Origin of the sequence: Pseudomonas zeae, assembly GCF_014268485.2 — a bacterium.
Classification (GTDB): Bacteria; Pseudomonadota; Gammaproteobacteria; order Pseudomonadales; family Pseudomonadaceae; genus Aquipseudomonas; species Aquipseudomonas neuropathica.
Genome location: NZ_CP077090.1, coordinates 6,218,898 through 6,245,516, shown reverse-complemented (window position 1 = coordinate 6,245,516; position 26,619 = coordinate 6,218,898). Strand labels below are relative to the sequence as shown.

The following is a 26,619-nucleotide window of genomic DNA, read 5'->3' as shown; positions in this document are numbered from 1 at the left end:
CATGGGTGTGGGGGCGGTGAGTACGCATGTTACAGGCACTGTCAGCAACACGCTTGCAGGCGATGTTTGAATTGTTCACCCAAGAATCGATGCCATCGTTGCGCTGAAACAATACATCGGATATTTGATTTGACTTGGTTGGCCTATTTATCAAGAATGCCGGCAAGAGCGCGAAATCCGCTGCCTTGCAGGGCATTAGTGGACGTAGGTACCTCAGCGATGCTGCAACATCGGTGTAAGGTGAGACCTCTTCATCCCATTTCCTGAGGATGCAAATATCAGGATTCAAATATTAAGGGCAGCCAGATGGCTGCCCTTTTCTTTGTCTTCAGAGATCGGGTAAGGCGAGGTCGATCCAGGTTTGCTGGTCGGCTGCTTCCTTTATCAGTGGCGCAGCGTTCACGAGCATGAAATCGATCCTGGACGGGCGGAGGCGTCCGGAGATTACTCGTCTGGAGAAACGGTCAACAACGCGCGGAGAGGGGAGAAAACCTAGCTTGGGAACATTCCTACAGATCTTGCGGTTGTATTCCTAACAATGCCCTTCGTACATTGCGCTCGCCAAGACGTCGAACCCTAATCCATCGCCCAAGAAAAAGCCGCGCAATGCGCGGCTTTCAATTTGGTGGGCCCACACGGACTTGAACTCTTATGTAGACTTTGATTCTCGCTCGAGCTTCATCAACACGTCAAGCTACTGATTTTTTTAGAAAATCATTCAAAAGAAGATGCACATAGATATGCACACATCTTGAGGAAAATCAAAATTTCCATAGCGGGAACTGCCTCGCGGCTTGTAGGAATGTATCGTGGTAAGCAGTTGTCGAGAAGAGCTGGGAGCGCAACCAAGCGATCCCCTCTAAAGGAAGCAATCAATGGTTTTAGAAAAAACACTAAAAATCGCGTTTAAAGGAAAAGTAGCTTTTTGCTATTCGTCGAGGAACGATAGTACGTTTAGAAGTGCTGATAGCATATGGACAAATGAATTCCTCCGAATGCATATCTGCATGAACGTGATCATGAAAGTGCTCCAGTAAGACGTCAATGATTTTTATGTAACTGCCCGAATTAAAAGAAGGTGAGAGTAAAGCTTGTTTCGAGTTGAGGCTGGTTTCTATGTGTTGCTCTGGATTTTCCAAAGTCTCTAGGTGAAGTTTGAGGCGTTTATTTTCTTCCTTAATATTAGATAGTTCAATTTTCAATTCTAGTAACAACAGATGATTGTCCGTTGGCGAGGTCGAACTAATAAATTGTTCCAGTAAGGGGCGATAAACCGCACTTCTAGTAAGGGTTGACACTGATAGACGCTTTTGGCGTGCAGTATGAGCGTTTATAAACTCGACGCAGAATTTAGCTAGTCCAGTTCTATTTTTAAAACGAATTTCGCATTCATTTGCTATCTGAATAGCATGATTTAAGTAGTATAAGGTTTCGCCTCTTTTCTCAATGCTATCCATCGGATCTTCCTAGCAGATTTTCGGGCAATAGATTTGGCGGTAACATCGGCTTTTCCATTAGACGCAAGTCTAGTTCTGCTAAAGTGAGGTTTGTTGCCAAGATAATTCCATGGATCTTTCCTCTAAATTCGGAGTAGAGGGTGTTTTCATTTTCAATGGAAAAAAGACTTTCAAAAGATTTGTCGAGACTTATTAGCTTTGCGCTTAACCTAAAAACGTCCGCTTTAAGGCAGGAGTTTGTGAGCTCTGGATAAGTGGCAGTGTCATTAATCCTCGTGAGGATGTCAACTAAGGCATGTTCTGTAGGCATCTCCGCTAAATACATCGTGCGATGATCCTGTTCTATCGCAAAAAAACGCCCTCGAATGTGGCGGGTGTTTTTCATCATATGATCGGCAGTAAGTGTCCACGCACTGTACTCATTTACTAAATCGGAAAACTGCTCTTCCAATAGCACTGCTTCTGGCGCGGATTTATCCTTCGCGGCGCAGTACTTAAGTCTCGATCTAATTCGGTCAAGGTCCGCGCCAAGTTTTCTAATTAAAGCTAAAATTGCGGGTATATGGTCGATAGATTTAAGGCCTAAATAGCACTGTCCGCAGCGTCGCTTTCCAATTGACTTAAGGATGTCGTCAGGACATCTTCCTCCTGCCAAACAGAAGTGGGTGGAGAATACAGTTAGCATATGCTGCCGCTCTAATATTTCATTATTTGAAAGAATATGGCCATCAGGTGCCTGGACAGAAAAAGCATTGTGTAAAAGTTGATCTGGTGATAAGGGTGAAATTGTTGAGTGTACTGTATTAGCCAATAGCAGGGAATTTATCATCATTCCTTCATTTAATTCCTTCACATCATTTAATAACTGTTTGTTGATTACGCAGTACCTATTGATGTTGGAGCGAGATCTATGCCCACTGATTTTTTCTCCGATGTGATCCTGTGTGAGGAAGGTAGAGCTCAGCGATATAACTGTGGCTCTTAGTCCGTGCGGAGTATGATCTGATTTGAAAAGTCTTCGCAGATATACGGCTTGTCTGAAATGATCTCCTTGCGAAAAATCAACGTTTTCAACCGGCAGTGAACATAGTGCGGGCTGATGAGCCATTATTTTCAACTGATTAAAATAGTAAAACAGCTCTTTAAAGTAGCCTCTATAACTGGCCTCGCTAATAACGGTGCTTTTATGGTTGGTGCAAAAAATAGGGATGATCAAAGGGTAGTGGGTTTGTAGATGGTTTGTGTATTTTAGCGGCGTATCATAGTGGCTTCGGTGGATGTGTTGTTTATAGCCAGTTACGAGGTTAAGAGCGTGTAGTACTCTTACTGATGTCCCTCGCACCCAAGGTGTACCGCTTTTATCCGTATTTACATATAGGTCAAAAAAATAATCGTTAGCATTGACGTTACTATGCTGGAACAGTTTTTTATCTAGCCACCTTATATGAACAAATCGGATGGATGTTTCCAGCGCTGTTATGATCGTTACTAGCGCATCCGGTGTTGGAATGCGGACATATCTCGAGGACTTAAAGTTTTTGAGGGGCACGTATTCCATTGCTAACAGCGGATAGGGTATCCAGTGTAAGGGAAAGGTGTGGCGGCTACCTTGTATGTCAATATATGAAACTAAAGGAACGAAACCTACCTTAGAAGTTTCGAGTACTAGCTCGTTATTCCCCAAAGCTCTAAGCTGTGCTTGCCAACTATTTTCAGGATCTTGAATGCATTTTTCTAGTAAGTACTGAATGAAATTTAGAAGGGAGTAAGAGAGCGCAAAGAAAAATCTAAAATCGTTGAACTCAAATGTTTTCTTGTTGGTCTTTGTTGGGCGAGGCTCAAAGTGCTTATCATATCTGGTTAAGGGGTTTCTAAAATTTCCATTCCCTGTTGCTGAGATGGTTTCAACATAGTCAAAGAACGCACGTATATTACTGATGTCTATGTTATGAGTTATGACTGTTCTAAGAGGTTCGGTCGCGCCATATCCATCTATATGGCAGCGCATCACTTCATCTGGGCATGGTGGTGTTATACCGCTTTGGGCTAGATTGTCGAAGATATATTTTAAAAGTAGAGATAAACTTCGGTTGATTGGTCTTAGAGTTTTAACTCTCCCTGTTTCTAAAAGCATACGACGGTAGTCGTCAATCCACCGGCTCCATGCATGACGCTGTCGTTGGTATCTAGAATGAAAAAGTTGATTGTCCTTCAACGAAGTGCTTGGAATGGATTTCGATAAATTTTTAATTTCTTCCAAAGAGAACTTGCAGAGCATAGGGTTGAATTCTAGATATGGCCTTAACCATGCTACTGGCGAAAGGTTATGAGCCATGAAGATTTCATTGCTATGTCTTTTTGTATAGATAAAGGCAAATAGCTCTCTCAGTTCCTCGATTGTAATGTCCGATATATTACTCCATGAGCTAGCAAGGATAGGACGCCAAGCTAAGTATTTAAACGTTGACTGTGAAAGGGGAGGAATAAACTCCATAATGTTTGGTGTCGCTTTGTCTTCAATTTCACTCTGATATGGGCGTCTCGTCAATTTTAATATAGGTGGGTATAAATCGTAGGCGCTATCAATTCTATATGTTTTCTTTTGATTGTTTTTTCTATTTTTCACTGTCTGTGGAAGTTGAAAGTACATAGGAAGCTGAATTGCCTTAGCAGCCCATAGTGCAATTAGAAAAATATGTAAGTCACGAATCGCAATGAATGCCATATTTTTTGGCGGTTCTGGTGTAGTATAAATATCAAGCGAATTCAGGATTGTTCTGCCATTATCGTAGATATATCTACGATCATAAGAGGTGAGGTTGTGGTGAACTTTCTCAACCCAATCTCGATCATAATTATTCTCGCTGCCTAAAAAGAATCTTAGAAAAGATAGTTTGGAGTGTGGGTTGCGATTGTTCGCGGTAATCTGATTCCTATCATAGGAAAGTATGTCCTGTTCTGGAAACGACTGAGTAAAAATATGATTGCAAGTTTTCTTTAATGCACATTTGATGGCGATATTTAGTTCAGTGTCATCGATCATGAATTTTATTTTATTCGTGAGATTCATTTACATCTCCAATGCGTATTTTCGTATTGGTTCGATTTATGATCTCGTTACTAGTGTCAAGCCATTCACGATCCGTTTTTTTTATGTATTTTTTGGTGCTGCTGAGGCTTTTATGTCCCATGTATGTTTGTACAACTAACTCTGGAAACCCATTACCTGCAAGCGTAGGGGCAAAATGTTTACACCAAACACCATAATGATGGCGCATTGAATGTTCGGCTATACCCGGAACTAAAATAATTTCGGCGGCTTTTGCCGCTCGGTGAAATATTCTATTTAATGAAGAACGATGAGCAGTGAAAAGCGGCCTCCCTTTGTTTACACCGTGCAAGATTTGAAAACAGAACTTATGACCCACACCAGGTAAACGCTCAAATTTTGTGTACGCTAATAAATTCTCGAAAAACCAAGAGATCCAAGGTTCATGGCACCATGTTTCAGAAGTCTCTCTGCCCTTATTTGCATATTTATCAAGATCGGCGGCGGTTAGTCCTACTCTCTTGTTACTCACATCACTTATGATCCATACAGTCCGGCTCGCGATATCGATTTCATCGTCTGTTAGTTGTAGTGCTTCATGAGAGCGAATACCTGATGCTATTTTCAGACAGGCTATCGCTCTATCACGATAAGTAGGAAGTGCGTCAATAAACCTAGCGATTTTTTCAGTGGGCATTGCCTTTTGGGGAACCCAAGCAAGTTCATCATGGTTACGACCAATGAGCGAAGTGGATTTGAATATGAATATATTTCGCCGAGCTTTTTTTCCACCGGAATCCTTTCTGTTTGAGTACAATCCATATGATTCTGATTTGTTTCTTAATGCGCAGATTTCATGCTGAGTAAATTCGCGAGTACGATTTGCTGTGTCAATATAATGGTCTAGCCTCAAGCTGCGATCTGATGAAATACCCGCATACCATAGGAAACGGTGAATTGCAGCCTCCACAGGTATCAAACTTATTGGTTTGGCTTTAGATGTGCGTCGGGTTAGTTCGCGTGCTTGAAGGGCAGGACTGGTGCTCATGTGTACAGGCCCAAGCAGGTATTCCTCAAAAGCAGGAAGTATCGCGTTAATTGATTCATTTTTTCTTGTACAAACAATTTGACAGGCATGTATGAACTCGATGAATCGAGCGATGTGTCCTAAGTATGATTTTATTGTATTGTTTGAAAGTCCCGAGTTTGTGAACAGCTCATCTCTAAATTGAGAAAAAAAAGCAAGCTCCTCTCCTGTCGGATTGAGGAGTTTCTGTCGTCTTGGTTTTCCAACTAGTGTGAGCAGCTTCATGGGTATTCTCCGCCAGCCTATAAACACCTTAGATGACGGTTAAGCAATAAGCAAAAAAGTCACGATGTTGCCTTCCATCGGTTAGCAAACTCTTGCCAACGAATAGGGTTTATAGATCTGGTATTGGTATATTATATCGAATAGAAATGATAATGACGTGCGCATTACTTTGTTATGAGTCATATTATTGGTGTAGGTATGATATGGCTTTGAGTAGCCATCAGCTAAGGCGACGTAGAGCCACTGATTATTGAAATATCAACTGAGGCTGCGATGATGGTCAGGCGTAAAACATGGCGAGTTAAGTGCTTGGGAATTAACGACAAAAACGGCGGCGTTGTCGTTTCACTTCCATCAGATCTAATATCCGAAATCGGAGTTGTTATAGGCGACGAGCTGATAGTTTCGTTTACGGGTGACGCGATTATGCTGGCACCTTCAAGATGCTCATTAGCACCGCGCGCAGTGCTCGCTGGAGCAATGTGCGATGAAGACTTAAGCCATTATCAAGGGAGACTCGAAACGTTCCTTAATATTCCGCCTCATGCATCAGATGATATTGTTCATCAATTGATTGAAGTTGGCTTTTCAGTAAAGCAGCTTGCTGTATTTTGTCGCGTTCATGATATAAGTGCTAAAGAATGCGAGGTAATTATTAATCCCAAAGTCCTCGCGAAGAAAAAAGTATCTAAACAACGTTTGAGCAGCGATGAGAGTGATCGCCTATTTCGTTTTGTGCACATTTATGCGCTCGCAGAGGTGATCTTTGGTGAGATGGATAAAGCAAAGCACTGGCTATCTACCCCTAAAGTACGTTTTTCAGACAAATGTCCCTACAGGTTGCTCTCCTCCACGCCTGGATTACAGCAGGTTGAGAGAATGCTGATTCAGATAGCTGAAGGCATGGCCTTTTAAGTCTAAAAGGTAAGCTATCAACAACCAGCGGTTCCCCACACCTGGATGCACAGGTAGGGCGTATTCAAGACGAAACGTAGTGCCATTGATCCAAGGGGCGGAGTCTGGGCTAGTAAGCCCAATTCGAACCGCACAGATAGGAGCTGAGCTTGGGAAAGGCAGATAGACGATATGACTCTCGGTTGGTCTCACTACGCTTAGCGTACCGAAGCGTTTTCATACTTTTTAGATCGGTTGCTACCGTTGGAGGACGTCAAAGTGATAATTTTTCTAGATATTGACGGTGTTCTGCATCCTCTCTTCCCTCGTCGAGATCGACCTCCCAGCGAATCCGAACCGCTTGCATATCTGCCACGATTTTCAGCGGTGCTTCGTGATTTCCCATCTACGAAGGTCGTGATCAGTAGTACCTGGCGCGTTCGTCGTACTCTGGACGAGCTCCGATCATTGTTCCCCCAAGATCTGCAATCTCAAATCATAGGAGCAACTCCATCTTTTCCTGACTCTCGTCGACCAGGCGGTCGTGAGGCTGAGGCAATGAGTTGGCTAGATTCCCACCCCGAACACAAAAGCTGGATCGCTTTGGATGATTGCGCTGTTTGTTGGTTTAGTATGTCAAAACTGATTTTTTGTAATGACGGTTTTCGCAGTGAAGAGGACGCTCAACTCCGTTGTGCTCTTAGCTACGAGTTGTTAGATAGCTGACTCCGTTGTACTGCTAGTGCTTCAGCTGAGGAAGTGGTTTTAGCTGAGTAGATCTTGTAGAGAGTATTGCATTAGTAATGAAATATATCGTTAATTCACTGCAGTGTGTTTCAATGGTGGTAATGTATTTTTGTGAGGCTAGCTGATTAGCTGATAGTGGTTTTTGGCTTGGTATAAAGTCTGGCTAATAGTGAAGCCAGACTGTGGTCGCAATTGTGATCTAATAAATCTGTAAGATTTCTTGGACTTCTACTAAGTCGCGGTGAAGGCTTAGATAAACTACAGCTGCTCGAGATAACTCTTCGCTAGTGCGTACCATTTTGCGCAATTTGGTTTTGGCTAATATTACATCTTTGCCTGTTCTAATGTTTGTTATTTCTGTTTCAATATCAATTCTGATTTTGTTTCTGGCTCTTGCTATGCGAGTTTCATGTAAATGAAAAATATCTATAGAGTTTATGACTTTTCTAACTTCGGCTTCTGTAGCTTCGGGTTTTGGTACCGGCTTACCATCACCGTCAAACCACAATAGTTTTTCATCGTCTGGATTAAATGGATCCAGAAAGTCTGGAATTTCATCAAGCAGCTTTTGATTTTCCGTTGGGTTGAACGCTCTCGTGTCAGGATTGACTAAAGGAAATTTACAAGCTTTTCCTCCCTCCGTTTCATCAAAGACTCGTCTGCTGTTGCAAAAATTACAGGCGCATCTGTAATTTTCCCAATCGAATGCTAGCCACCAGTAACCTTGATGTTCTAGCTCAGTATCTACTTTGTTTTTTGGGCGAAAATGATCAACAGGAGTATCCGCCCGGACATCTTCGATTTCACAGTACCAGCATTTTTTCTTGAGATTTTCTGATAATAGGGCATAGAACGCACGCCAAACATTAGAAGAAGAAGCTTTTTCTAATATTTTTTTTCTTTCTTTAGGATCCTGCTCGTTCAGAAGTTTTTGCTTCGCTAGTAGGGCAGAGTCCCTCCATGCCTGAGTGAGACAAAGTTCAACGTCATCCTTGCAGATCCATCGCATTATTGCACCTCATCCGAAGGCTGGTGATACTTCTTCTTTAGGTAATCCATGAAGTCTGCGTCGTCAGTGGATAATTTGAAACCAAGCCCCGCAAGCTCAACATTTATCCTTGTTAAATATTCAAGCTCTGTCTCTGGTTCTTGGTTCGGCTCTCGCTGAATACGTTCAGTTGATAGTTTTTCCTTGCTTGCGAGCTTGTTTCGGGCGTCCAGTTTGTTTTGAGTGATGTCGTCAAGCGTGGTACGAAGTCCAAACATATCGCTGCGAAGAATTAGGTTTATTCCCATGCCTCTTGGACTTTCATCTGGCTCCTTAGCGTAAACTTGATTTTCAGGATCTGACCACATCACTTGTACTTGCTGCTTTTCTAGCTCAGCGATCGCCAATGGGTGGTGTGTAACCATCAGAAGATGGCTTGTTTCATGGTTTGGTACAAACTTTCTTAGGAAGCTTAAGTATTTGACAGCCCACGATGGATTCAGATGAGTATCGGGCTCATCGAGTAGAAATAACGAGTCCTTTCCTCCTGTGAATTTCAACAAGCCGAGAACCGTTAGCAATTGTTGCTCGCCTTCGCTCAATTCTCTGAAGGTTAGGGGAACATCACTACGAGCTACCTTAACTCGAATACTTACCTCAGATATAATCTCTGAAAGTAATGTGCTTTCTAGCATTTTAAAGAGTTCGTCAGGGCTGAGATCCTTCGCAAAGGAGCGCAGAGACGTAAGGTCTGGTAAAAATAGATGAAGAAATTCGTTGCGAATGCTGTTTCCCGTCAATGAGGCATTTTCGAATCGTGTGACCTTGACCGGAGCTATTGTATGCTTAATCAAATCATCTAAGAATCTACGTACTACGCCGCGCGCTCCCCAAAATAATTCTCCTTTTTGCCTAGCCCAGCCTGGTTGGCGCATTACAAAGTGAATGCTATCGAGCCCCACTATTCCTAAGTGCTCGCGTAAAAAATCTTTTTCAACGCTGTCTTGCTCAGATAAGAAAAATGCTAAAAGTACAAATTGGCTGTGATGTGGCTTTGCATAAAAAAGCGGTCTGATTTCACCTTTTAAGTCTAACTCCTCCTTGAGGAGTTTTCGGTAAAAGTCAGTTCGATGCTTACGAAAGTAATTTTCTAGTCGGTCGCTTGGGCCGGAGTAATATGCAAAAACATAGTTTGGAAGATAAGAGGCATGACTTTCTTTATCCCTCTTAACTTGTGAAAAAGGAACGGATTTCCAGTTTGAGAGGGAGCCCTCAGGTTGTTCATCGTCTTTGGCGTTCAGGTCTTTGGTCTTGATTTCGTATTGTTTGGCTAAACTGCCGCGTGATGGATCTGCATCGACCTGAATCTCCTGCCAAGAATTTGTATTCTTTTGACCTAGACGATATGTGAGGTGATATGAAAAGGGAGGGGCTTCACCAAGATCAAGGTTGCGAAAGATTGAAACTAAAGCCTCTAATACGTTCGATTTTCCTGAGCCGTTTCGACCTACGACTACGGTCATAAGGTTGTGTTCATCGAAATCGATTGTCACGTTTTCAAGGTTCTTAAAACGTGACCGAATATGAAGTTTATCAACTTTCATTTTTTTCCCTTTTACTTACTGATGGCGAACCAATCTTGGCTATCTTCGTCACGAGGGAGTTTTATAATTGCTCCCTCTTCTAGCGACTCCCTGATATCTAAGAAAAAAGACTCTAATGAATCTATTCCGCTATCACTTGGGTAACCGGCGGCCTCTAACAATTCTTGGCCACTAAGAGGTTTTCCCGCAGCTTCAAGAGCTGCAGATATTTTAATTATACCTTTGGCCATCGGAAGACCCTTCGCCTGTTTTGATATTTTCTCCGTGCCATTTATAGATTGTGCACGAGTTAATGTTTGACCTTTTGATTTGCTCAATAAAGAGCTGGCCGAGTTGTCGCCACTAACGAGTGACGGGTTTGCTGTACGCCAATCAGCTGAAAGATGCCCCTGAAATGCTTTGGATAAGGTACTATGTGGTAACTTGTTCAGTAGTTTTAGAGCGTTGTCTATTCTAATTTCTAATTCGTTAGAAATTGTAAATAAAAATTCGACTCGTTTAGCTATTTCAAGTTGCTCTTGAATTGGGGGGATTAAATGAAAAAGTTCATATTGAGCGGTGATCGGAATAAAGTCGCGAGTGGTTTGTGATTTTATTTCATTGGTCTGGATTTGGAATCTGTCGGATTGTAGAAAAATCCACAAGTATTCATTTGAAAGTATTTTTTTATTTGTTCTGTAGTAAGTCGTTTGAGGCGTGAGAACGCACTCTTTTGTATTTATTGCGACTCGGCCCACCGTTCCTTTGTGAGTGAAAATTACGTCACCTGGCTCGGAAAAACCTACTCGTAATCTTGCTAATGCATCTCCAGAGATTTTTGGAGCATTAAGATAGTCTATGCTTCCCAGTCTGGAAACATTCGCAGCGGTAATAAATGGCAAGCCTTCGGCGGAAAATTCGCTGGTTTTAGGATGGTTAGCGCCATGGTTCCCGTCTTTCAAGTCGAGAAGTATTCCTTTTTTTAATAGCTTGGCTGCCGGAGCCCATACCCAAGTATTAGGTATTTCTAACTCATCCAGAATTTCTGGGAATTTTACTGTGTCCGGAACGCCGCGCCTTGTCTTTGGCACATCGCATAGCTCATCTAATTCAATTGCTTGTTCGAGATTGCTTAGGCGCCATTCGGCAGTCAAACGCCCCGATACAGCCGCAGCAAATACTGATTGACGAAAGCGTTTGATTAGACTCGGAAGTTCGTCGATTCGAGACTTGATAGAGCCTATCTGCGCAAGTAGATCTTCAAGTTTGCTTGCGATGTAAATTTGCTCATTTAAGGCAGGAACTGGCAGTTCAATTGACTTGAGTTGTTTTAGCGTGATGCCTTTAACCGTTGTTCCGGTGCCCATTGCTACAAGTTCTTTAGCAATGCTTCTATACCAATACTCGAAATAATCTCTATGTATTACATCTTGATTCAGGAATATTGCTTTTAGATCTTGATTGATCGCAGTATGAAAATCTGCGACGACAATTTTTCCTAATCCCATTCGAGTACAGACGATTGGAGTGCCAGCAGGTATTAAATTGCTAGATGAAGACAGGAGCGCTTCATTGGTAATCTTGTCCTGTGTATCTGAAGGTCTAGAAGTCTTCATGTCTTTTACAGTCATGAAGGGAATATCACCAGAAAAATTACCTGCGACATTTTTCGAAGGCGTTCCCCCTCCTAGGATTGACTCTGCTACGTCTCCGAGGGTTGCAGTGATCCATCCGCCAGGTAACTCACTCATCCATAATCTCCTGAGCTACGGTTAAGCCTAGCACGTCAGCCAAAATATGCTTTTGCGCCTCGGCTTCATCTTTTGCTCCCAACGCGTTCATAAGCTGTTCGAGTTCGCGCAGTGCGTCTGTAAGTTCCGCCATTGCTTCGCTGGCAAGAGCTTCAGGAGAAGGGAGCTCGTCGACATTGAGGCTATTAGAATCCTTAAGCCAGCTCAAATCTAGTGAGTCTGAACGATCACGTATTTGATCCCTAGTGAATACCCTAAAACGACTTTGGTCGCCTATGCCGCCGACATTTTCGCTGCGAGTGCTATTACCGTTCGCATCTTCGCCATAAGCTAATTCAAACGGAGATAGGTGTTCGGCGTTGAAAGGTGAGCGCTTGCCAAAGTTTGGCATGTTGCTGCGCATGTCATAAACCCAGACACGTTTTGTGCAGTCGGTTTCTTGGCGCGGGTTAGCTTGGCTGCCTTTCTGGAAAAAGAGAACGTTGGTTTTCACGCCATGGGCGTAGAAAATCCCTGTGGGAAGCCGGAGTAGCGTGTGTAAATTGCATTTGTCGAGTAAATCTCGCCGAACTTCAGTACCGACGCCACCTTCAAACAGAGCGTTGTCGGGCAGCACGACAGCTGCTCGGCCCCCTGGTTTAAGGCCTAGGTAGATGTGTTGCAGGAAGGACAGCTGCTTATTGCTCGTCTTGTATGGAAGATCTGTACGTGTTGGCCCGCCTCCACCTTTCGCTGTACCAAATGGCGGATTGGATAGGATTAGGTCCACTTTAGGAAGGTTCGCGCCGACTTCGCCCAAAGCGTTTCCCAGCCGTACTACACCGTCTTTTTCACCTTCCATTCCATGTAGCATTGTATTCATCAATGCGAGGCGGCGTGTACCAGGTACCAGCTCGACTCCAATGAATGCCTGATTACGCTGAAAGGTCCGGGCTTTTTCGTAGGGCTTGCCCTGACTATCCGCATTATTTTTAATGTAAGTGTCAGCGGCGATTAAGAATCCAGCAGTTCCAGCAGCGGGGTCTTGAATGGTCTCCCCAGGTTGGGGTTTGATACATTTGATAATGCTGTCGATAAGCGGGCGCGGCGTGAAATACTGGCCTGCGCCTGATTTCGTTTCGTTGGCATTTTTCTCAAGCAACCCTTCATAAAGATCTCCGAGACCGTCTTCTCGAGCGCTGAACCAGTCGATGCCATCAAGGCTTTTTATCAAATGCTCTAGATGGTGCGGTTCTTTCAAGCGTGTCTGGGCGTCAGCATAGATCGCTGCGATCACACGATCCTTGTTTGTTCCCAAGTCGAGCAACATTTGCCGATAGTAATCCAGTAGTTCGCTACCCGATTTTCCGGACAGATCGGGCCAGCGCGCTCCCTCTGGGAGCTTATGGCTAAAGCTGTCATTATTCTGGACTTGCTCGTACTCCATTTTGATAAAAAGTAGGAGAACCAATTCAGTGACGTAGTCGCTGTAATTGATGCCGTCGTCGCGGAGGACGTCGCATAGATTCCAGAGCTTCTGGACGATGTCGCTGTTAGTCATTCTGGCGCTCAAAAATATGTTACAAGGCTTAAGCAGCTCCCATATTGGGCTGGCTCGAGGGCTTACAGCTCAATTAAGCCAGGGAGGTGCTAGAAATTGGGTACTGATCTGGCAGAAAGCTCGTTCAGGTCATTTCCGGCTCGCGGCAGTAGCGATTTTTCTCTGAACCAGCGTGAGCTTTGTGCCTATGTACTTTCGCAGCTCTCGCTGAGCAATGGAATAATGGCAAAGCCACCGTAATAGAAACAAAAAAGCCAGACCTAATGGGTCTGGCTTAAAAATGGTGGGCCTCCCCGGAGTCGAACCGGGCACCAACGGATTATGCGTACCACTTCAGTTTTCACTGCCCCTTTCGAGTTTGTGGTCTGGACTGTCTCTTACCTTTCGGCTCGCCCGTACAGTCTCTACACCTTCCTTGATTTCTCAAGGCTTGGCTCGGGATTACCACGCTTCAGCAGAGGCTTCCCCGAATTTGAGCGATTCTACCAAGGGACAGAGCGAACTTACCCCAAGGCAACCCATCTGTTTATCACCATGCTCCATTGGGAGGTTAGGTTCAAAACCGTTAAGTCCGCTGCTCTAACCAACATGAGCTAGAGGCCCAAAATACTACTTTGTGGCACGGGTCGGTAGGATACGTGCACAAAAAATCAAGTCAACATAAGAACCGTGGACCAAAGGATTATGAGTCCTCTGCTCTAACCAACTGAGCTATAGGCCCTCAGTAGGTCGCGGATTATAGCGACGGTTTCTCGGCTGTGCTATCCGAAAAATCCGATACGGTTACACGAAGAAACGTCGCGGCGAATTCTTCTGGCGGCAGCGGCAGGCTGACGATGTAGCCCTGGATCTGTTCACAGCCTTCGGCGGCGAGAAATTGTTGTTGTGCCTGGGTTTCCACACCTTCGGCGATAACCGTGAATTGCATGCTCCGGCCCAGTGCGATGATCGCCCTGACGATGGCTGCATCGTGGGGGTCATCGGGCAGTCCGCGGACAAACGACTGGTCGATTTTGAGGATGTCCAGCGGCAGCCGTTTGAGGTAACTGAGCGAAGAATATCCGGTGCCGAAGTCATCAATCGCCAATTGAACGCCAAGGTGTTTGAGCTGGTGTAACACCGCCAACGCCTCTTCGGCCTGACTCATGATGAAATTCTCGGTAATTTCCAGTTGCAGTAAATCCGGCTGCAGGCGGTTGTCGTTGAGCAGCTGTTCGATGCGTCCGAGCAGATTCGGCTGACGCAATTGCGCACCGGCGAGGTTCACCGACAGCGGGCCGAGGCTGTCGTAGACCTGACTCCATTCGAACATTTGCCGGCACGCCGTCTCGAGCACCCAGTCACCAATCTGCAGGATCATGCCGTTCTCTTCGGCCAGCGGAATGAAGTGCTCTGGCGGCACGTCGCCGAAGGTCGGGTGACGCCAGCGGATCAGCGCCTCGGCACCGACCAGGCGATGATCGTCGAGGCTGATTTTCGGTTGGTAGTAGAGGAACAGTTCATCACGTTCAATGGCCCGACGCAGTTCATGCTCCAGCGCAATGCGCTCGCTGGCCTGGGCGGTGAGGTCGCGGGTGTAGCTCTCGACGCGGTTGCGGCCCTTGGCCTTGGAGCGGTACATCGCCGCGTCGGCGTTTTTCACCAGTGTGGCGACGTCGCAACCGTCTCGAGGATAGAGGCTGGTGCCGATGCTGGCACTGATGAAGAATTCATGTTCACCGGCCTGGAATGGCGCACCGAAGCAGTTGAGCAGTTTGGTGGCGATGTTATCGGCGTCGCTGGCCTGTTGCAGGCCGGGTAACAGAATGATGAATTCGTCACCGCCCAGACGCGCCACGGTATCGATGTCTCGCAATTGCTCCTTCAGGCGCACGGCGATGCCCTTGAGCAGCAGATCGCCGACCGGGTGGCCGAGGCTGTCATTGATGTGTTTGAAGCGGTCGAGATCGAGAAACAGCACGGCGCCCTGACTGCCGTTTTCCTGCTGGCTGTTCAGTGCCATCAGCAAGCGGTTTTCGAACAGCGTGCGGTTCGGCAGGCCGGTAAGCGGGTCGTGATGCGCCTGATAGTCGAGTTTGGCTTGTGCATGTTTGAGGCTGGAGATGTCGGCAAACACCGCAACAAAGTGGGTAATGAACTTGTCGCGATTGCGCACAGCACTGATGGTCAGCCAGCTGGGGTACAGCTCGCCGTTCTTGCGCCGGTTGGAGATCTCGCCTTGCCAGTGGCCTTCATCGGTCAACTGGTGCCACATTGCCGCGTAGAACGCGCTGTCATGCAGGCCGGAGGCGAGCAGACGCGGTGTATGCCCGAGCGCTTCGCTTTCGCTGTAGCCGGTGATTTCGGTGAAAGCGCGATTGACCGCACTGATGTGTTGTTGGGTGTCGGTGATCAATACGCCTTCAGCGGTACTTTCGAACACGGTGGCGGCCTGCTGCAGTTTTTCCTGCATCAGATGCCGCTCGGTAATGTCGCGGGCGATGGTCAGCATGCAGTCATCTTCGCCAATCGGCAGCGGACGGCTAGATACTTCACAGAGGCGGATCTGCCCGTCACTGCGGCGGATATGGCAGGTGAAGTCACGGACGAAGCCGTCGCGATGCAACAGATCGAGCATCTGTTTGCGTTCGTTGAGGTTGACCCAGATTCCCAGATCCAGTGCCGAGCGATCCACCGACATGGCGCTATTGAAACCGGTGATACGGCTGAATCCTTCGTTGACCTCCAGCAGCAGGCCGTCGCTCTGGCGTGACAGCAGCAAACCGTCCGGCGAAGCATGGAAGGCTTTGGCAAATTTCTCTTCGGAGGTTTGCAGTTGCTGTTGGGTTTCCTTGAGTTGGGTAATGTCTCGTACTACGACGACAAGCGCGGGTGTAGTGTCCAGATCAAACGGCTCGGCGGAAATCAGGCCGGTAAACAGTTGGCCATTGTTGCGGCGAAACGGCATCTCCAGATTACGAATGCTGCCTGCCTGCAGGCGCTGCAGCAGTCCGGGACCGACGCCGGGAATCCCCCAGATATTCAGCTCGGTCGCCGTTTGGCCCAGCACTTCTTCGGCTTTCAGTCCGATCTGTTCTTCAAACGCTTCGTTGACCTCTAGCAGGCAGCCATCGGACAGCCGTGCAATCACCAGAATGTCCGGGCATTGCTGAAACACCGAGGCGAACTTTTGCTCCGAGAGTCGCAGCGCCTCTTCGGTGCGCTTGATTTCGCTGATGTCGATCATCAGGCCGCGCATCACCGGCTCATGGCCATGCTCGATCAGGCTGACGATGTCGCGCACCCACAGGCAGCGGCCATCAGCGGTTATCACCCGATAGTCGACGATGTGATCGCGACCCTGGCGAAGCGCTTCTTTGCAGTAACTTTGTGTACGGGTCAGATCGGCCGGGTGAATGATGTTGTGCCAGAAACCGGGAATCAACCAATGGGATTGTGGATAGCCAAGCAGGTCCTCGGCGTGGGGCGACACATAGCTGTAGGTGAAGTCGCTCATCCGCGCTTCCCAGGCGATGGCCGACAGGCTCTCGACCAGGCCACGATAGTGGTATTCGCTGCTGCGCAGTTCCTGTTCGAGGTCGATACGTCGGGCGATTTCCGAACTCAGGCGGCGGTTGATGCGGATCACCACGGCGAGAATCGTCACCAACAGCAACAGACCCGGTAAACCGTAGATCAGCAGGTCCGACCAGAATGTCCGATGATCAAGGACGTTGCCGACCCAGTGCTCCTGAATGCTGCTGATTTCATCAGGGCTCATGTCAGCAAGGACTTTGTCGAGAATCCCCACCAGCATCTTGTTATCGCGGGGCACGGCCATCGCCAGTTGGTAGCGATATGGGGTTTCGCCACTGACGTACAGACCGTCGAGCTTGAGCTGGCGCAGGCTCCAGACGCTGGACGCGAGGTCGCCGACGACGGCGTCCACTTCGTCGGTCGCCAACGCTTGTAATGCCGAACTGACATTGGGCATGGCCACCAGATTCAGATCGGGGTGGTGGGTGCGCAGCAGTTCGTGGGGCGCGTAGTTTTCCACCACGGCGATCTTCAAACCGTACAGGTCGTCGAGCTTGCGCGGTTGCGCGCCGCCGATGTGGGCGAGAATGACGATCGGAAAATCAAGATACGGGCGGGTGAACGACAGGTAGGTCTGACGCTCGGGGGTGGACATGATGCCGGGCAGGAGGTCGATCTTGCCCGATTTGACCTGTTCGAGCACCACCGTCCAGCTCACCGGTTCAATGGGCGTCAATTTGATTGCCAAGCGTTGGCGAATCACGTCGATATAGTCGGCAGCCAGGCCCTGATAGCGGCTCTGATCGTCGCGAAACTCAAAGGGCGGCCACGACGCATCGACACCCAGGCGCAAGTCCGGGTGAGCCGCCAGCCAGCTACGTTCTTCATCGGTCAGAGTCAGCGCGTCAGCCGTTGCGGTCCAGATCATCAGTGACAGCAAAAAAAGCACGGACGCCAATCTGGGCATAACGCTCTCGTTATGGCTCGGGGATGATTGTTTCGAGTGTAGACGGGGTACGCGGGGGAGGGGCGTTGCGAAGGATTTAATCTGCCATATAAACAAAACCCCCGGCCTGGGCCGGGGGTTCTGGTATCACTCGTCGAGGAAGGAGCGCAGATGCTCGCTTCGCGTCGGGTGGCGTAGCTTGCGCAGCGCCTTGGCTTCGATCTGACGGATCCGCTCACGCGTTACGTCAAACTGTTTGCCCACTTCTTCGAGTGTGTGGTCGGTGTTCATGTCGATACCGAAACGCATGCGCAGTACTTTGGCTTCACGGGCAGTGAGGCCGGACAGCACTTCGCGAGTCGCTTCTTTCAGGCTCTCAACAGTGGCGACATCGATTGGCGACTGCATGGTCGAGTCTTCGATGAAGTCACCCAGATGGGAGTCTTCGTCATCACCGATCGGGGTTTCCATGGAGATCGGCTCTTTAGCGATCTTCAATACCTTGCGGATCTTGTCCTCAGGCATTTCCATGCGTTCGCCCAGCTCTTCCGGGGTCGGTTCGCGACCCATTTCCTGCAGCATCTGCCGGGAAATACGGTTGAGCTTGTTGATCGTCTCGATCATGTGCACCGGAATACGGATGGTGCGGGCCTGGTCGGCGATCGAGCGAGTGATCGCTTGACGGATCCACCAGGTGGCATAAGTCGAGAACTTGTAACCACGACGGTATTCGAACTTGTCTACCGCTTTCATCAAGCCGATGTTGCCTTCCTGGATCAGATCGAGGAATTGCAGACCACGGTTGGTGTACTTCTTGGCGATCGAGATCACCAGACGCAAGTTGGCTTCAACCATCTCTTTCTTCGCGCGGCGGGCCTTGGCCTCACCGATCGACATGCGACGGTTGATGTCCTTGATTTCTGCGATGGTCAGACCGGTTTCGGTTTCCAGCGCGATCAGTTTCTGCTGGCAACGAATGATGTCCGGTTGCACGCGACCAATGGCTTCGGCGTATTTGCTCTTGCCTTTGGCCAGGGCGTCGGACCAGCTTTCGTCGACTTCGTTGCTCGGGAACTGACGCAGGAAATCGGCGCGTGGCATACGTGCATCACGTACGCACAGTTGCATGATCGCGCGCTCTTGCTGACGCAGACGATCCAGGGCACTGCGGACTCGCTCGACCAGGCCTTCGAATTGCTTCGGCACCAGTTTGATCGGCATGAACAGCTCGGCCAGTGCGAGCAACTCGGCAATCGCTGCCTTGTTGTTGCGACCGTGCTTTTTCAGGGCCTTGCGGGTGATTTCCATCTGGTCAGCCACGGCGCCGAAACGCTGGGCAGCGATGACCGGATCCGGACCGCTTTCGGCTTCTTCTTCGTCATCGGAAGATTCGGCTTCATCGTCGTCGGTGTCGTCGTCGGCTTTCGCCACTTTAGCTTCGACAGGCGGCGGCACTTCGGCAGGCGGCGCAATGCCGTCGTCCGGGTCGATATAACCGCTCAGAACGTCGGACAGGCGACCACCTTCGGTGGTGACGCGGGTGTACTCGGAGAGAATGTGGTCAACCGTGCCAGGGAAGTGCGCGATTGCGCTCATCACTTCACGGATGCCCTCTTCGATACGCTTGGCGATTTCGATTTCGCCTTCACGAGTCAGAAGCTCGACCGTACCCATTTCACGCATGTACATGCGCACAGGGTCAGTGGTGCGACCGATATCGGTCTCCACCGCTGCCAACGCAGCGGCTGCTTCTTCCGCAGCGGCCTCGTCGGTATCGGCGTCGGCCAACATAAGGGCGTCCGCATCCGGAGCACTCTCGTGTACGGGGATCCCCATGTCGTTAATCATGCGGATGATGTCTTCCACCTGCTCAGGATCTGAAATATCCTCGGGCAGGTGGTCGTTGACCTCGGCGTAAGTCAGATACTTCTGCTCACGACCCAGTTTGATCAACTCAATAATACGAGACTGCTGTTGCGCTTTTCCGGACATAACACCCTATCCACTGAAGGTCTTGGCGGGCAAAAAACAAGCCGAGGATTATACCTGAGCTATGACCTCACGCGCCAGTTGAGGTCGGGTTTGATGCGGAAACATTGCGACTTAGTAGGTCGCGCAGTTGGTTTTTCTCTTCAACGCTCAGTTCGCTTTGACGCGCTTTCCTGAGCAACTGTTCCAGATTTCGCTCGCGTTGGCGGGCTGACAAGCTAGTAATGGTGTCGAAAAACTGTTGTTCAAGGTTATCGCCGTCAATCAGCCACTCCTTTTCTGCCAAAGCCTTGAGCAAGCGTCCCTGTTCAGTGCCGTGCCATCGCGCGATCAACTGAAATGAGTTTAGCTTGGGATTCTTCTGTACAGCTTCGAGCAGGGCCACAAGTAACTGGGCGTTGGTCTGATTCTCGTCCGCAATGTGCCCGGCATCTTCGACGCGCTTGGCCAATTGTGGGTGATGAAGCAGTGTGCGCAGGGCGGTCAGGGTTGGCGACTCGACGCCAATCGGTGTGCGCGGGCGCTGCTGATCGCGATCACCGCCACGTTTGCCGTTCTTGTCCCAGGGTTTTTTGTCCCACTTCTTTCCGCCAGCGCCGGGCTTTTTCGGCGTCCACTCCTGCTGCGGCACATACATGTCCTGTGCCTGCGGCTGATGGTAGTCGCTGTAGTCCGGCATCGCATCGTAATCGATGCCCGGATCGTAGGCGGGCGGCGCTTCCTGTGGCGCGCTTTGTGCCAGCTGACTGACGGTTTCGCTGCTCAGGCCGGTGATTTCGGTCAGGCGCTGACGCATCAGAATACGCAGGTTGGCGCCCGGCACTTTGTCGATCAGCGGTGCGGCGAGGGTGGCCATGTGGGCCTTGCCTTCGAGCGAGCGCGGATCGGCTTCTTCGGTCAATTGCTGGAAGAAATAATCCGCCAGTGGCTGAGCGTGCTGATTGATCCGGGCCTTGAAGGCGTCAGTGCCTTCGGCGCGCACCAGGGTATCCGGGTCTTCGCCTTCGGGCAGAAACAAAAAGCGCGCCCGGCGGCCGTCTTGCAGGCTCGAAAGCGTTGCTTCCAGGGCGCGCCACGCGGCGTTGCGGCCGGCCTGGTCGCCGTCGAAACAGAACAACACGTTCGGTACGACGCGGAACAGGCGCTTCAAATGTTCTTCGCTGGTCGCGGTGCCCAGCGTCGCGACGGCATTCTTCAGCCCCTGCTGTGCGAGGGCGATGACGTCCATGTAACCTTCGACGACGATGATTTCGTCGAGGTTGCGGTTGTTCTTGCGTGCTTCATAGAGGCCATAGAGTTCCTGGCCTTTATGGAATACCGGGGTTTCCGGTGAGTTCAGGTATTTCGGCTTGTCGTCGCCGAGTACGCGGCCGCCGAAAGCGATGATCCGCCCGCGGGTGTCGCGGATCGGGAACATTACGCGATCGCGGAAGCGGTCATAGCGTTTGCCGGTTTCGGCGTTCTCGATCAGCAGGCCTGCGTCGATCATGGCCTTCTGCTGCAATGTATCGCTGCTCAAGTGCTTGAACAGATTGTCCCAGCCCGGCGGCGCGAAACCGAGGCCGAAATCCCGGGCGATCTCGCCAGTCAGGCCGCGTCCCTTGAGGTAATCCACTGCAGCTTTGCGTGCCGGATGGCTCTTGAGCGCCTGCCGGTAAAAGTCGGCGGCGGCGGTGAGCAGTGGATACAGCGGCGAATCGGTCGGCTGCCGTGGCTTGCGCTCGCGGCCGCTTTCTTCGCGGGGGATTTCCATGCCGGCGGCTTTGGCCAGATCTTCGACAGCCTGGGGGAAATCCAGGTTGTCGTGATCCATGAGAAAGCCGAGGGCATTGCCGCCGGCGCCACAGCCGAAACAGTAATAGAACTGCTTGTCGGGGCTGACGCTGAAAGACGGCGTTTTCTCTTTGTGAAACGGGCAACAGGCGGTGTAGTTCTTGCCGGCCTTCTTCAATTGCACGCGCGAACTGACCACATCGACGATGTCGGTGCGGTTCAGCAGGTCGTCAATGAAGCTCTGGGGAATCAGCCCGGCCATGGCGTTCTCGTCGTCTGCGCTGTAATAAGTCCGATGCGAAAGGCTGCCGGACGCGGGTCATTGTTTGAAGCACGCAAAATGTGCGGCTCGACCGGTGTCGTCTGCGTAATCGCTGTCGGGAAGTGTATCTGCCGAAAATCCACTGACGTTAGTACTCATCAGTCGTCGACTATTTGAAAGTGTTGCGCTGAATCCGCTGACGGCCGGTTCAGGGCCTCGGATCGCTCAATAAAGCGGGCACGCATGCAGGTGCCTTGGGCTGATCGTCGTAAGAGGAATCAGTGGGTGTGCTCGTCAGTAGCCTTGAAAGGCTCGTCAGAAAAGACGTGCACCGCTGGCAAAAGAGCCAGGTCTGACGTGTGAAGCAGATTCGTCTTGGTCGCGTGTGCGGCTTCGACGGTGAAGCATCAAGCGTTTTACGCAAATGCCATTAGCCCGGCTGAGAGCCGGGCTTAGGCAAGAAGCTTGCTACGAACGTCTGTGTATTAGTACAGACGAACGGCGCGGCGCTGTTCGCGCTGAACTTTCTTGGCGTGACGCTTAACAGCGGCTGCTGCTTTGCGCTTACGCTCAGAAGTTGGCTTCTCGTAAAATTCGCGGCTACGAACTTCAGCCAGTACACCGGCTTTTTCGCAGGAGCGCTTGAAACGACGCAGAGCTACGTCGAAGGGTTCGTTCTCTTTAACTTTGACGGCTGGCATCCAGAGCTACCTTCATTCATTACCGGGGTCAACATCCTCGCGGCAAAAGAGCACTTGAAGACGTCGGTTTTTAAGGGTTGCGGATGTTAACCCCTCATCGCTCGGAATGCAAAGCCTCTGATCGAAAACCGCTGGTCGGGGCATCACGCGGCGACTATTATGCGCGCCTTCGAATTCAGCCTAAACAAGGCGCAAACCCATGCTAGTACTGGGATTAGAAACCTCCTGCGACGAAACCGGCGTCGCATTATATGACAGCGAACGCGGCCTGCTGGCCGACGCACTGTTCAGCCAGATCGACCTGCACCGCGCTTATGGCGGCGTGGTGCCGGAGCTGGCCTCGCGTGACCACGTCAAACGCATGCTGCCCTTGATCCGTCAGGTGTTGGCCGAGGCTGACTGCGTACCGACCGAGATCGATGCAATCGCCTATACCGCGGGTCCTGGCCTGGTTGGCGCATTGCTGGTCGGCGCTTCCTGCGCTCAGGCACTGGCGTTTGCCTGGGGCATTCCGGCGCTCGGCGTGCACCACATGGAAGGCCACTTGCTGGCGCCGATGCTGGAGCCGAAACCGCCCGAATTCCCGTTCGTCGCTTTGTTGGTCTCCGGCGGTCATACGCAGCTGGTTCAGGTCGATGGCATCGGCCAATACAGTCTGCTCGGCGAGACGCTGGATGATGCCGCCGGTGAGGCATTCGACAAAACCGCGAAGATGATGGGTCTCAATTATCCGGGTGGGCCGGAAATCGCCAAGCTGGCCGAGAAGGGCGTCGCAGGACGTTTTACCTTCCCGCGTCCGATGTGTGATCGCCCGGGTCTGCAATTCAGCTTCAGTGGTCTGAAAACCTCTGCGCTCAACGCCTGGCAGCAGGGCGTCAACGCCGGGGACGACAGCGAGCAAGCCCGTTGCGACATCGCTCTGGCGTTCCAGCAGGCCGTGGTGGAGACTTTGACCATCAAGTGCAAGCGGGCCCTGAAGCAGGCCGGCATGAAGCGTCTGGTGATTGCGGGCGGCGTCAGCGCCAATAAGGCGTTGCGTGTTTCGCTGGAAAAGATGCTCGGCGACATGAAGGGCGATGTGTTTTATGCACGCCCGGAGTTCTGTACCGACAATGGCGCGATGATCGCCTTTGCCGGTTGCCAGCGTTTGCAGGCCGGTCAGCAGGAAAGTCTGGCGATCAGCGTGCAGGCGCGCTGGCCGATGGAGCAATTGTCGGCGTTGTGATGAGTGGCGCTCATGGCCGGTATTTAAAAATGCCGTTCGCGCCCGGCAAACAGGTCGCGTAGATTGCCGCGGTGGCGCCAGACGATCAGCAGTGTCAGCGCGCTCATCGGCAGCAGCGCTTCCGGTTCCTGCCAGGCCAGCAAAGGCAGGGTCAAGGGGGTTGCGATCAGTGCTGCGAGCGAGCTGGTGCGGGTCAGGTAAAACGTCAGTAACCAGGCGCATACTGCCAGCAGCGCGGCGGGCGGATACAGGCCCAGCAGCATGCCGGCAGCGGTGGCGACACCCTTGCCGCCACGAAAGCGAAAGTACAGCGGGAACAGGTGACCGATCACGGCGCACACGCCGATCCACGCCTGATCCTGCAGCGAAAGGCCGGCAGTCGAAGCGATCAGCACCGGCACCAGGCCTTTGCACAGATCACCCAGCAGGGTCAGGATCGCCAGTTTGCGACCGGCCAGGCGCAGCATGTTGGTGGCACCGGCATTACCCGAGCCACTCATTCGCGGATCCGGGTTTCCGGTCAGGCGGCTGAGCAAAATGGCGAAGGACAGCGAGCCGAGCAGGTAGGCGAGAGTCGCCAGTAACCAAAACATGCTAACTATTCCGGGCGAGGACGCCCTGATTCTAACGGCGCATTGCGCCCTTGTCGTGCAGCGGAGAGAAGTGCTTGGACAGAGTGTTTATCGAAGGCCTGGAAGTCGACACCGTGATTGGTGCCTACGACTGGGAGCGCGGCATCCGCCAGTGCCTGCGCCTTGATCTGAGCTTCGCCTGGGACAATCGCCCGGCCGCCGCCGGTGATGACCTGACTCTGGCGCTCGACTACGCCAGCGTGTCCACGCGAATTCAGGCGTTTGCCGAGCAAGCGCAGTTTCAACTGGTCGAGACCTTCGCCGAACGTCTGGTTGAAGTGCTGATGAGCGAATTCAAGATCACTTGGGTGCGCCTGAAGCTGACCAAACCCGGCGCCGTTCCGGCTGCCAAGGGCGGCGTGGGTGTGGAGATCGAGCGCGGATGTCGCTGACTCAGGTCTACCTCGGGCTCGGTAGTAATATCGAGCGCGATACCCATTTGCGCGCAGGGCTTGAAGCTTTGGCGACGTTTCTGGTGGATATCCGCTGTTCGGCGGTGTTCGAGAGCCAACCGGTGGGGATCAAAAGCGGGCCGTTCTTCAACTTCGTGGTGTCGGCGTATACCGATCTGCCGTTGATGGAGCTGGACCGACGCTTGAAATTCATCGAGGCGGATAACGGTCGCTATGCGCCTGATCGCAAGGGCTTGCCGCTGGATATCGACGTGCTGTTGTATGGTGATCTGGCGGGGAATTTCGACGGACTGGTTCTGCCGCGTGCGGAGATTCTGAAAAATGCTTTTGTGCTGTGGCCGCTGTCGCTGATTGCGCCGGATCGCGTGCATCCGGGGGTGGGAAAGAGCTTCGCGACTTTGTGGGCTGAAGCGCAGATTGATCAGGTGCTGGCGCCGGTTGGGTTTGAGTGGCGCGGGCAGCAGCTTACGCCTTTAGACTTGTGTTGAATCGACTGACGTCTTCGCGAGCAGGCTCGCTCCCACATTTTGGAATGCATTTCCCTGTGGGAGCGAGCCGGATCCGGGCGGCGATTCGACGAAGCTTTTCAGGCTGACGCCGCGTCTTTGTAGATCTTCAAAACCTTCAGTCGCTCACGTTTCAGCGCTTCGCCCAGTTCCGGGCCCTTGAATCCCTTCTCCAGTAACGGCTGCACCGCAACCTCTCGCGCAGCCTTTGCCGCACCGCGCAAATAATCCGCCTGTGGATAACTTCTCTGCTCTAGCCCTTTACGGCCTCGGGCGTCCATTTCGCATGCGGCGATAAACTCCTCAAACCGCTGCGGTCGGCGATACACATCAAAGCTCTGCAACAGCTCAAGCAGCGTCGAGGCCTTCAACTCCAGCGCCCGGTGGCTGTGGGTGTGGTACTTGCCGACCAACAAGGCCAACTCCTGACAATCTTTTGGTGCCTTAAAGCGTTCGTTGACCGCTTTGATCAGCTTCAACCCCGTGTGCTCATGGGCGATGTGTCGCGGCCACTCTTCCTCTGGGGTCAGACCTTTGCCGAGATCGTGCAGCAGGCAAGCCCAGCGTACCGTCAGCGGTTGTTTGTGCAGCGCTGATTGCTCCAAGACGCTGAGGGTGTGCAGGCCGGTATCGATTTCCGGGTGATGCGCTTCCGGTTGTGGCACACCGAAAAGCGCGTCGACTTCCGGCATCAGTACTTTCAGTGCGCCGCAGTCGCGCAGCACCTGAATGAACACTTGCGGCTGATCTTCCATCAGTGCCCGGGAGATTTCTTTCCAGCTACGTTCAGCGGTCAACGCCTCCAGCTCACCGGACTCGCTGAGCTGACGCATCAATTCCAGCGTCTCCGGTGCGACAGTAAAACCCAGCCCGGCATAGCGCGCTGCGAAGCGGGCAACGCGCAATACACGGAGGGGATCTTCGGCGAACGCCGGAGAAACGTGGCGCAGAATCCGGGCTTCAAGATCGCGCTGGCCATGGTAGGGATCGGTCAGATTATGCTCGTTGTCCTCGGCCATGGCGTTGATGGTCAGGTCGCGACGAATCAGGTCTTCTTCAAGCGTCACTTCGGGGCTGGCGTGAAAAGTGAAACCGCCATAACCGCGCCCGCTCTTGCGTTCGGTGCGGGCGAGGGCGTACTCCTCGCCGCTTTTGGGATGAAGAAATACGGGGAAATCCGCGCCAACCGGGCGATAACCCTGGGCGAGCATTTCTTCCGTGCTGGCACCGACCACGACCCAATCGATGTCGGTGACTGGTTTGCCCAGCAAGCGATCACGTACGGCACCGCCAACCTTGAAAATCTGCATAAAAAACCTCCGTTAGCCCGACAGA

At 50.9% G+C, this 26,619-nt stretch carries 18 protein-coding genes; 5 read left to right on the top strand and 13 right to left on the bottom strand.

Annotated features, from left to right (window positions below):
• Window positions 1-893 precede the first annotated feature (893 nt).
• The 3 genes from HU754_RS27555 to HU754_RS27545 are packed head-to-tail and all read right to left on the bottom strand — an operon-like array spanning window position 894 to window position 5,818.
• On the bottom strand, window positions 894-1,457 hold the full coding sequence (locus HU754_RS27555) for a hypothetical protein (protein ID WP_186619934.1): 564 nt from the start codon (window positions 1,455-1,457) through the stop codon (window positions 894-896).
• The gene (locus tag HU754_RS27550; protein ID WP_186619930.1) at window positions 1,450-4,527 is read right to left on the bottom strand and encodes a hypothetical protein; all 3,078 of its coding nucleotides are present in this window, start codon (window positions 4,525-4,527) and stop codon (window positions 1,450-1,452) included. Before HU754_RS27550 ends, HU754_RS27555 begins: the two co-directional genes overlap by 8 nt.
• The gene (locus tag HU754_RS27545) at window positions 4,511-5,818 is read right to left on the bottom strand and encodes a tyrosine-type recombinase/integrase (RefSeq protein WP_186619928.1); all 1,308 of its coding nucleotides are present in this window, start codon (window positions 5,816-5,818) and stop codon (window positions 4,511-4,513) included. Before HU754_RS27545 ends, HU754_RS27550 begins: the two co-directional genes overlap by 17 nt.
• 273 nt (window positions 5,819-6,091) lie before the next feature.
• Here HU754_RS27545 and HU754_RS27540 point away from each other — a divergent pair, with 273 nt between their 5' ends.
• The gene (locus HU754_RS27540; RefSeq protein ID WP_225919951.1) at window positions 6,092-6,733 is read left to right on the top strand and encodes an Xre family toxin-antitoxin system antitoxin; all 642 of its coding nucleotides are present in this window, start codon (window positions 6,092-6,094) and stop codon (window positions 6,731-6,733) included.
• A gap of 258 nt (window positions 6,734-6,991) precedes the next feature.
• Window positions 6,992-7,438 carry an HAD domain-containing protein gene (locus tag HU754_RS29715; RefSeq protein ID WP_186619926.1) on the top strand — a complete coding sequence of 149 codons (447 nt, stop codon included), beginning with the start codon at window positions 6,992-6,994 and terminating at the stop codon, window positions 7,436-7,438.
• 220 nt (window positions 7,439-7,658) lie between these two features.
• On the opposite strand, the gene HU754_RS27530 is transcribed toward HU754_RS29715, so the two are convergent.
• From HU754_RS27530 to rpsU, 8 genes are all read right to left on the bottom strand, one after another.
• Window positions 7,659-8,468 carry an HNH endonuclease family protein gene (locus HU754_RS27530; RefSeq protein ID WP_186619924.1) on the bottom strand — a complete coding sequence of 270 codons (810 nt, stop codon included), beginning with the start codon at window positions 8,466-8,468 and terminating at the stop codon, window positions 7,659-7,661.
• Window positions 8,468-10,051: an AAA family ATPase gene (locus HU754_RS27525; protein ID WP_186619922.1), complete on the bottom strand. Its 1,584-nt coding sequence runs from the start codon at window positions 10,049-10,051 to the stop codon at window positions 8,468-8,470. Before HU754_RS27525 ends, HU754_RS27530 begins: the two co-directional genes overlap by 1 nt.
• Window positions 10,052-10,062: 11 nt before the next feature.
• Entirely contained in the window at window positions 10,063-11,781 is a 1,719-nt protein-coding gene (locus HU754_RS27520) for a restriction endonuclease subunit S (protein ID WP_186619920.1), read from the bottom strand.
• Window positions 11,774-13,321: a class I SAM-dependent DNA methyltransferase gene (locus tag HU754_RS27515; RefSeq protein ID WP_186619913.1), complete on the bottom strand. Its 1,548-nt coding sequence runs from the start codon at window positions 13,319-13,321 to the stop codon at window positions 11,774-11,776. The genes HU754_RS27520 and HU754_RS27515 overlap by 8 nt, the downstream gene beginning before the upstream one ends.
• A 736-nt stretch (window positions 13,322-14,057) precedes the next feature.
• Complete coding sequence (locus HU754_RS27510) at window positions 14,058-17,804, bottom strand: bifunctional diguanylate cyclase/phosphodiesterase (RefSeq protein ID WP_186619906.1); 3,747 nt, start codon at window positions 17,802-17,804, stop codon at window positions 14,058-14,060.
• 126 nt (window positions 17,805-17,930) lie between these two features.
• On the bottom strand, window positions 17,931-19,775 hold the full coding sequence (gene rpoD, locus HU754_RS27505) for an RNA polymerase sigma factor RpoD (protein ID WP_093441990.1): 1,845 nt from the start codon (window positions 19,773-19,775) through the stop codon (window positions 17,931-17,933).
• A gap of 67 nt (window positions 19,776-19,842) precedes the next feature.
• On the bottom strand, window positions 19,843-21,807 hold the full coding sequence (dnaG, locus tag HU754_RS27500; RefSeq protein WP_093441982.1) for a DNA primase: 1,965 nt from the start codon (window positions 21,805-21,807) through the stop codon (window positions 19,843-19,845).
• A gap of 485 nt (window positions 21,808-22,292) precedes the next feature.
• On the bottom strand, window positions 22,293-22,508 hold the full coding sequence (gene rpsU, locus HU754_RS27495) for a 30S ribosomal protein S21 (RefSeq protein ID WP_002551877.1): 216 nt from the start codon (window positions 22,506-22,508) through the stop codon (window positions 22,293-22,295).
• Window positions 22,509-22,707: 199 nt separating this feature from the next.
• On the opposite strand from rpsU, the gene tsaD reads away from it, so the two are divergent.
• A complete protein-coding gene (gene tsaD, locus HU754_RS27490; RefSeq protein ID WP_186619899.1) occupies window positions 22,708-23,733 on the top strand; it encodes a tRNA (adenosine(37)-N6)-threonylcarbamoyltransferase complex transferase subunit TsaD in 1,026 nt (341 codons plus the stop codon).
• 23 nt (window positions 23,734-23,756) lie between these two features.
• On the opposite strand, the gene plsY is transcribed toward tsaD, so the two are convergent.
• Complete coding sequence (gene plsY, locus HU754_RS27485; protein ID WP_093441972.1) at window positions 23,757-24,326, bottom strand: glycerol-3-phosphate 1-O-acyltransferase PlsY; 570 nt, start codon at window positions 24,324-24,326, stop codon at window positions 23,757-23,759.
• A 74-nt stretch (window positions 24,327-24,400) separates the two neighbouring features.
• On the opposite strand from plsY, the gene folB reads away from it, so the two are divergent.
• A complete protein-coding gene (gene folB / locus HU754_RS27480; protein ID WP_064390789.1) occupies window positions 24,401-24,757 on the top strand; it encodes a dihydroneopterin aldolase in 357 nt (118 codons plus the stop codon).
• A complete protein-coding gene (gene folK, locus HU754_RS27475) occupies window positions 24,748-25,266 on the top strand; it encodes a 2-amino-4-hydroxy-6-hydroxymethyldihydropteridine diphosphokinase (protein WP_186619891.1) in 519 nt (172 codons plus the stop codon). Before folB ends, folK begins: the two co-directional genes overlap by 10 nt.
• A 98-nt stretch (window positions 25,267-25,364) precedes the next feature.
• Here folK and HU754_RS27470 read toward each other — a convergent pair whose 3' ends face one another.
• A complete protein-coding gene (locus HU754_RS27470) occupies window positions 25,365-26,594 on the bottom strand; it encodes a multifunctional CCA addition/repair protein (protein WP_186619889.1) in 1,230 nt (409 codons plus the stop codon).
• Window positions 26,595-26,619 lie beyond the last annotated feature (25 nt).

What these genes read in the sequence shown, in the direction of transcription:
- HU754_RS27540 (WP_225919951.1), top strand. Translation starts at nt 6,092, where the DNA reads ATGATGGTCAGGCGTAAAACATGGCGAGTTAAGTGCTTGGGAATTAAC.
- HU754_RS27515 (WP_186619913.1), bottom strand. Translation starts at nt 13,321, where the DNA reads ATGACTAACAGCGACATCGTCCAGAAGCTCTGGAATCTATGCGACGTC.
- HU754_RS27510 (WP_186619906.1), bottom strand. Translation starts at nt 17,804, where the DNA reads ATGCCCAGATTGGCGTCCGTGCTTTTTTTGCTGTCACTGATGATCTGG.
- plsY (WP_093441972.1), bottom strand. Translation starts at nt 24,326, where the DNA reads ATGTTTTGGTTACTGGCGACTCTCGCCTACCTGCTCGGCTCGCTGTCC.
- rpoD (WP_093441990.1), bottom strand. Translation starts at nt 19,775, where the DNA reads ATGTCCGGAAAAGCGCAACAGCAGTCTCGTATTATTGAGTTGATCAAA.
- HU754_RS27470 (WP_186619889.1), bottom strand. Translation starts at nt 26,594, where the DNA reads ATGCAGATTTTCAAGGTTGGCGGTGCCGTACGTGATCGCTTGCTGGGC.
- dnaG (WP_093441982.1), bottom strand. Translation starts at nt 21,807, where the DNA reads ATGGCCGGGCTGATTCCCCAGAGCTTCATTGACGACCTGCTGAACCGC.
- HU754_RS27555 (WP_186619934.1), bottom strand. Translation starts at nt 1,457, where the DNA reads ATGGATAGCATTGAGAAAAGAGGCGAAACCTTATACTACTTAAATCAT.
- HU754_RS27530 (WP_186619924.1), bottom strand. Translation starts at nt 8,468, where the DNA reads ATGCGATGGATCTGCAAGGATGACGTTGAACTTTGTCTCACTCAGGCA.
- folK (WP_186619891.1), top strand. Translation starts at nt 24,748, where the DNA reads ATGTCGCTGACTCAGGTCTACCTCGGGCTCGGTAGTAATATCGAGCGC.
- HU754_RS27525 (WP_186619922.1), bottom strand. Translation starts at nt 10,051, where the DNA reads ATGAAAGTTGATAAACTTCATATTCGGTCACGTTTTAAGAACCTTGAA.
- tsaD (WP_186619899.1), top strand. Translation starts at nt 22,708, where the DNA reads ATGCTAGTACTGGGATTAGAAACCTCCTGCGACGAAACCGGCGTCGCA.
- HU754_RS27545 (WP_186619928.1), bottom strand. Translation starts at nt 5,818, where the DNA reads ATGAAGCTGCTCACACTAGTTGGAAAACCAAGACGACAGAAACTCCTC.
- HU754_RS27550 (WP_186619930.1), bottom strand. Translation starts at nt 4,527, where the DNA reads ATGAATCTCACGAATAAAATAAAATTCATGATCGATGACACTGAACTA.
- HU754_RS27520 (WP_186619920.1), bottom strand. Translation starts at nt 11,781, where the DNA reads ATGAGTGAGTTACCTGGCGGATGGATCACTGCAACCCTCGGAGACGTA.
- rpsU (WP_002551877.1), bottom strand. Translation starts at nt 22,508, where the DNA reads ATGCCAGCCGTCAAAGTTAAAGAGAACGAACCCTTCGACGTAGCTCTG.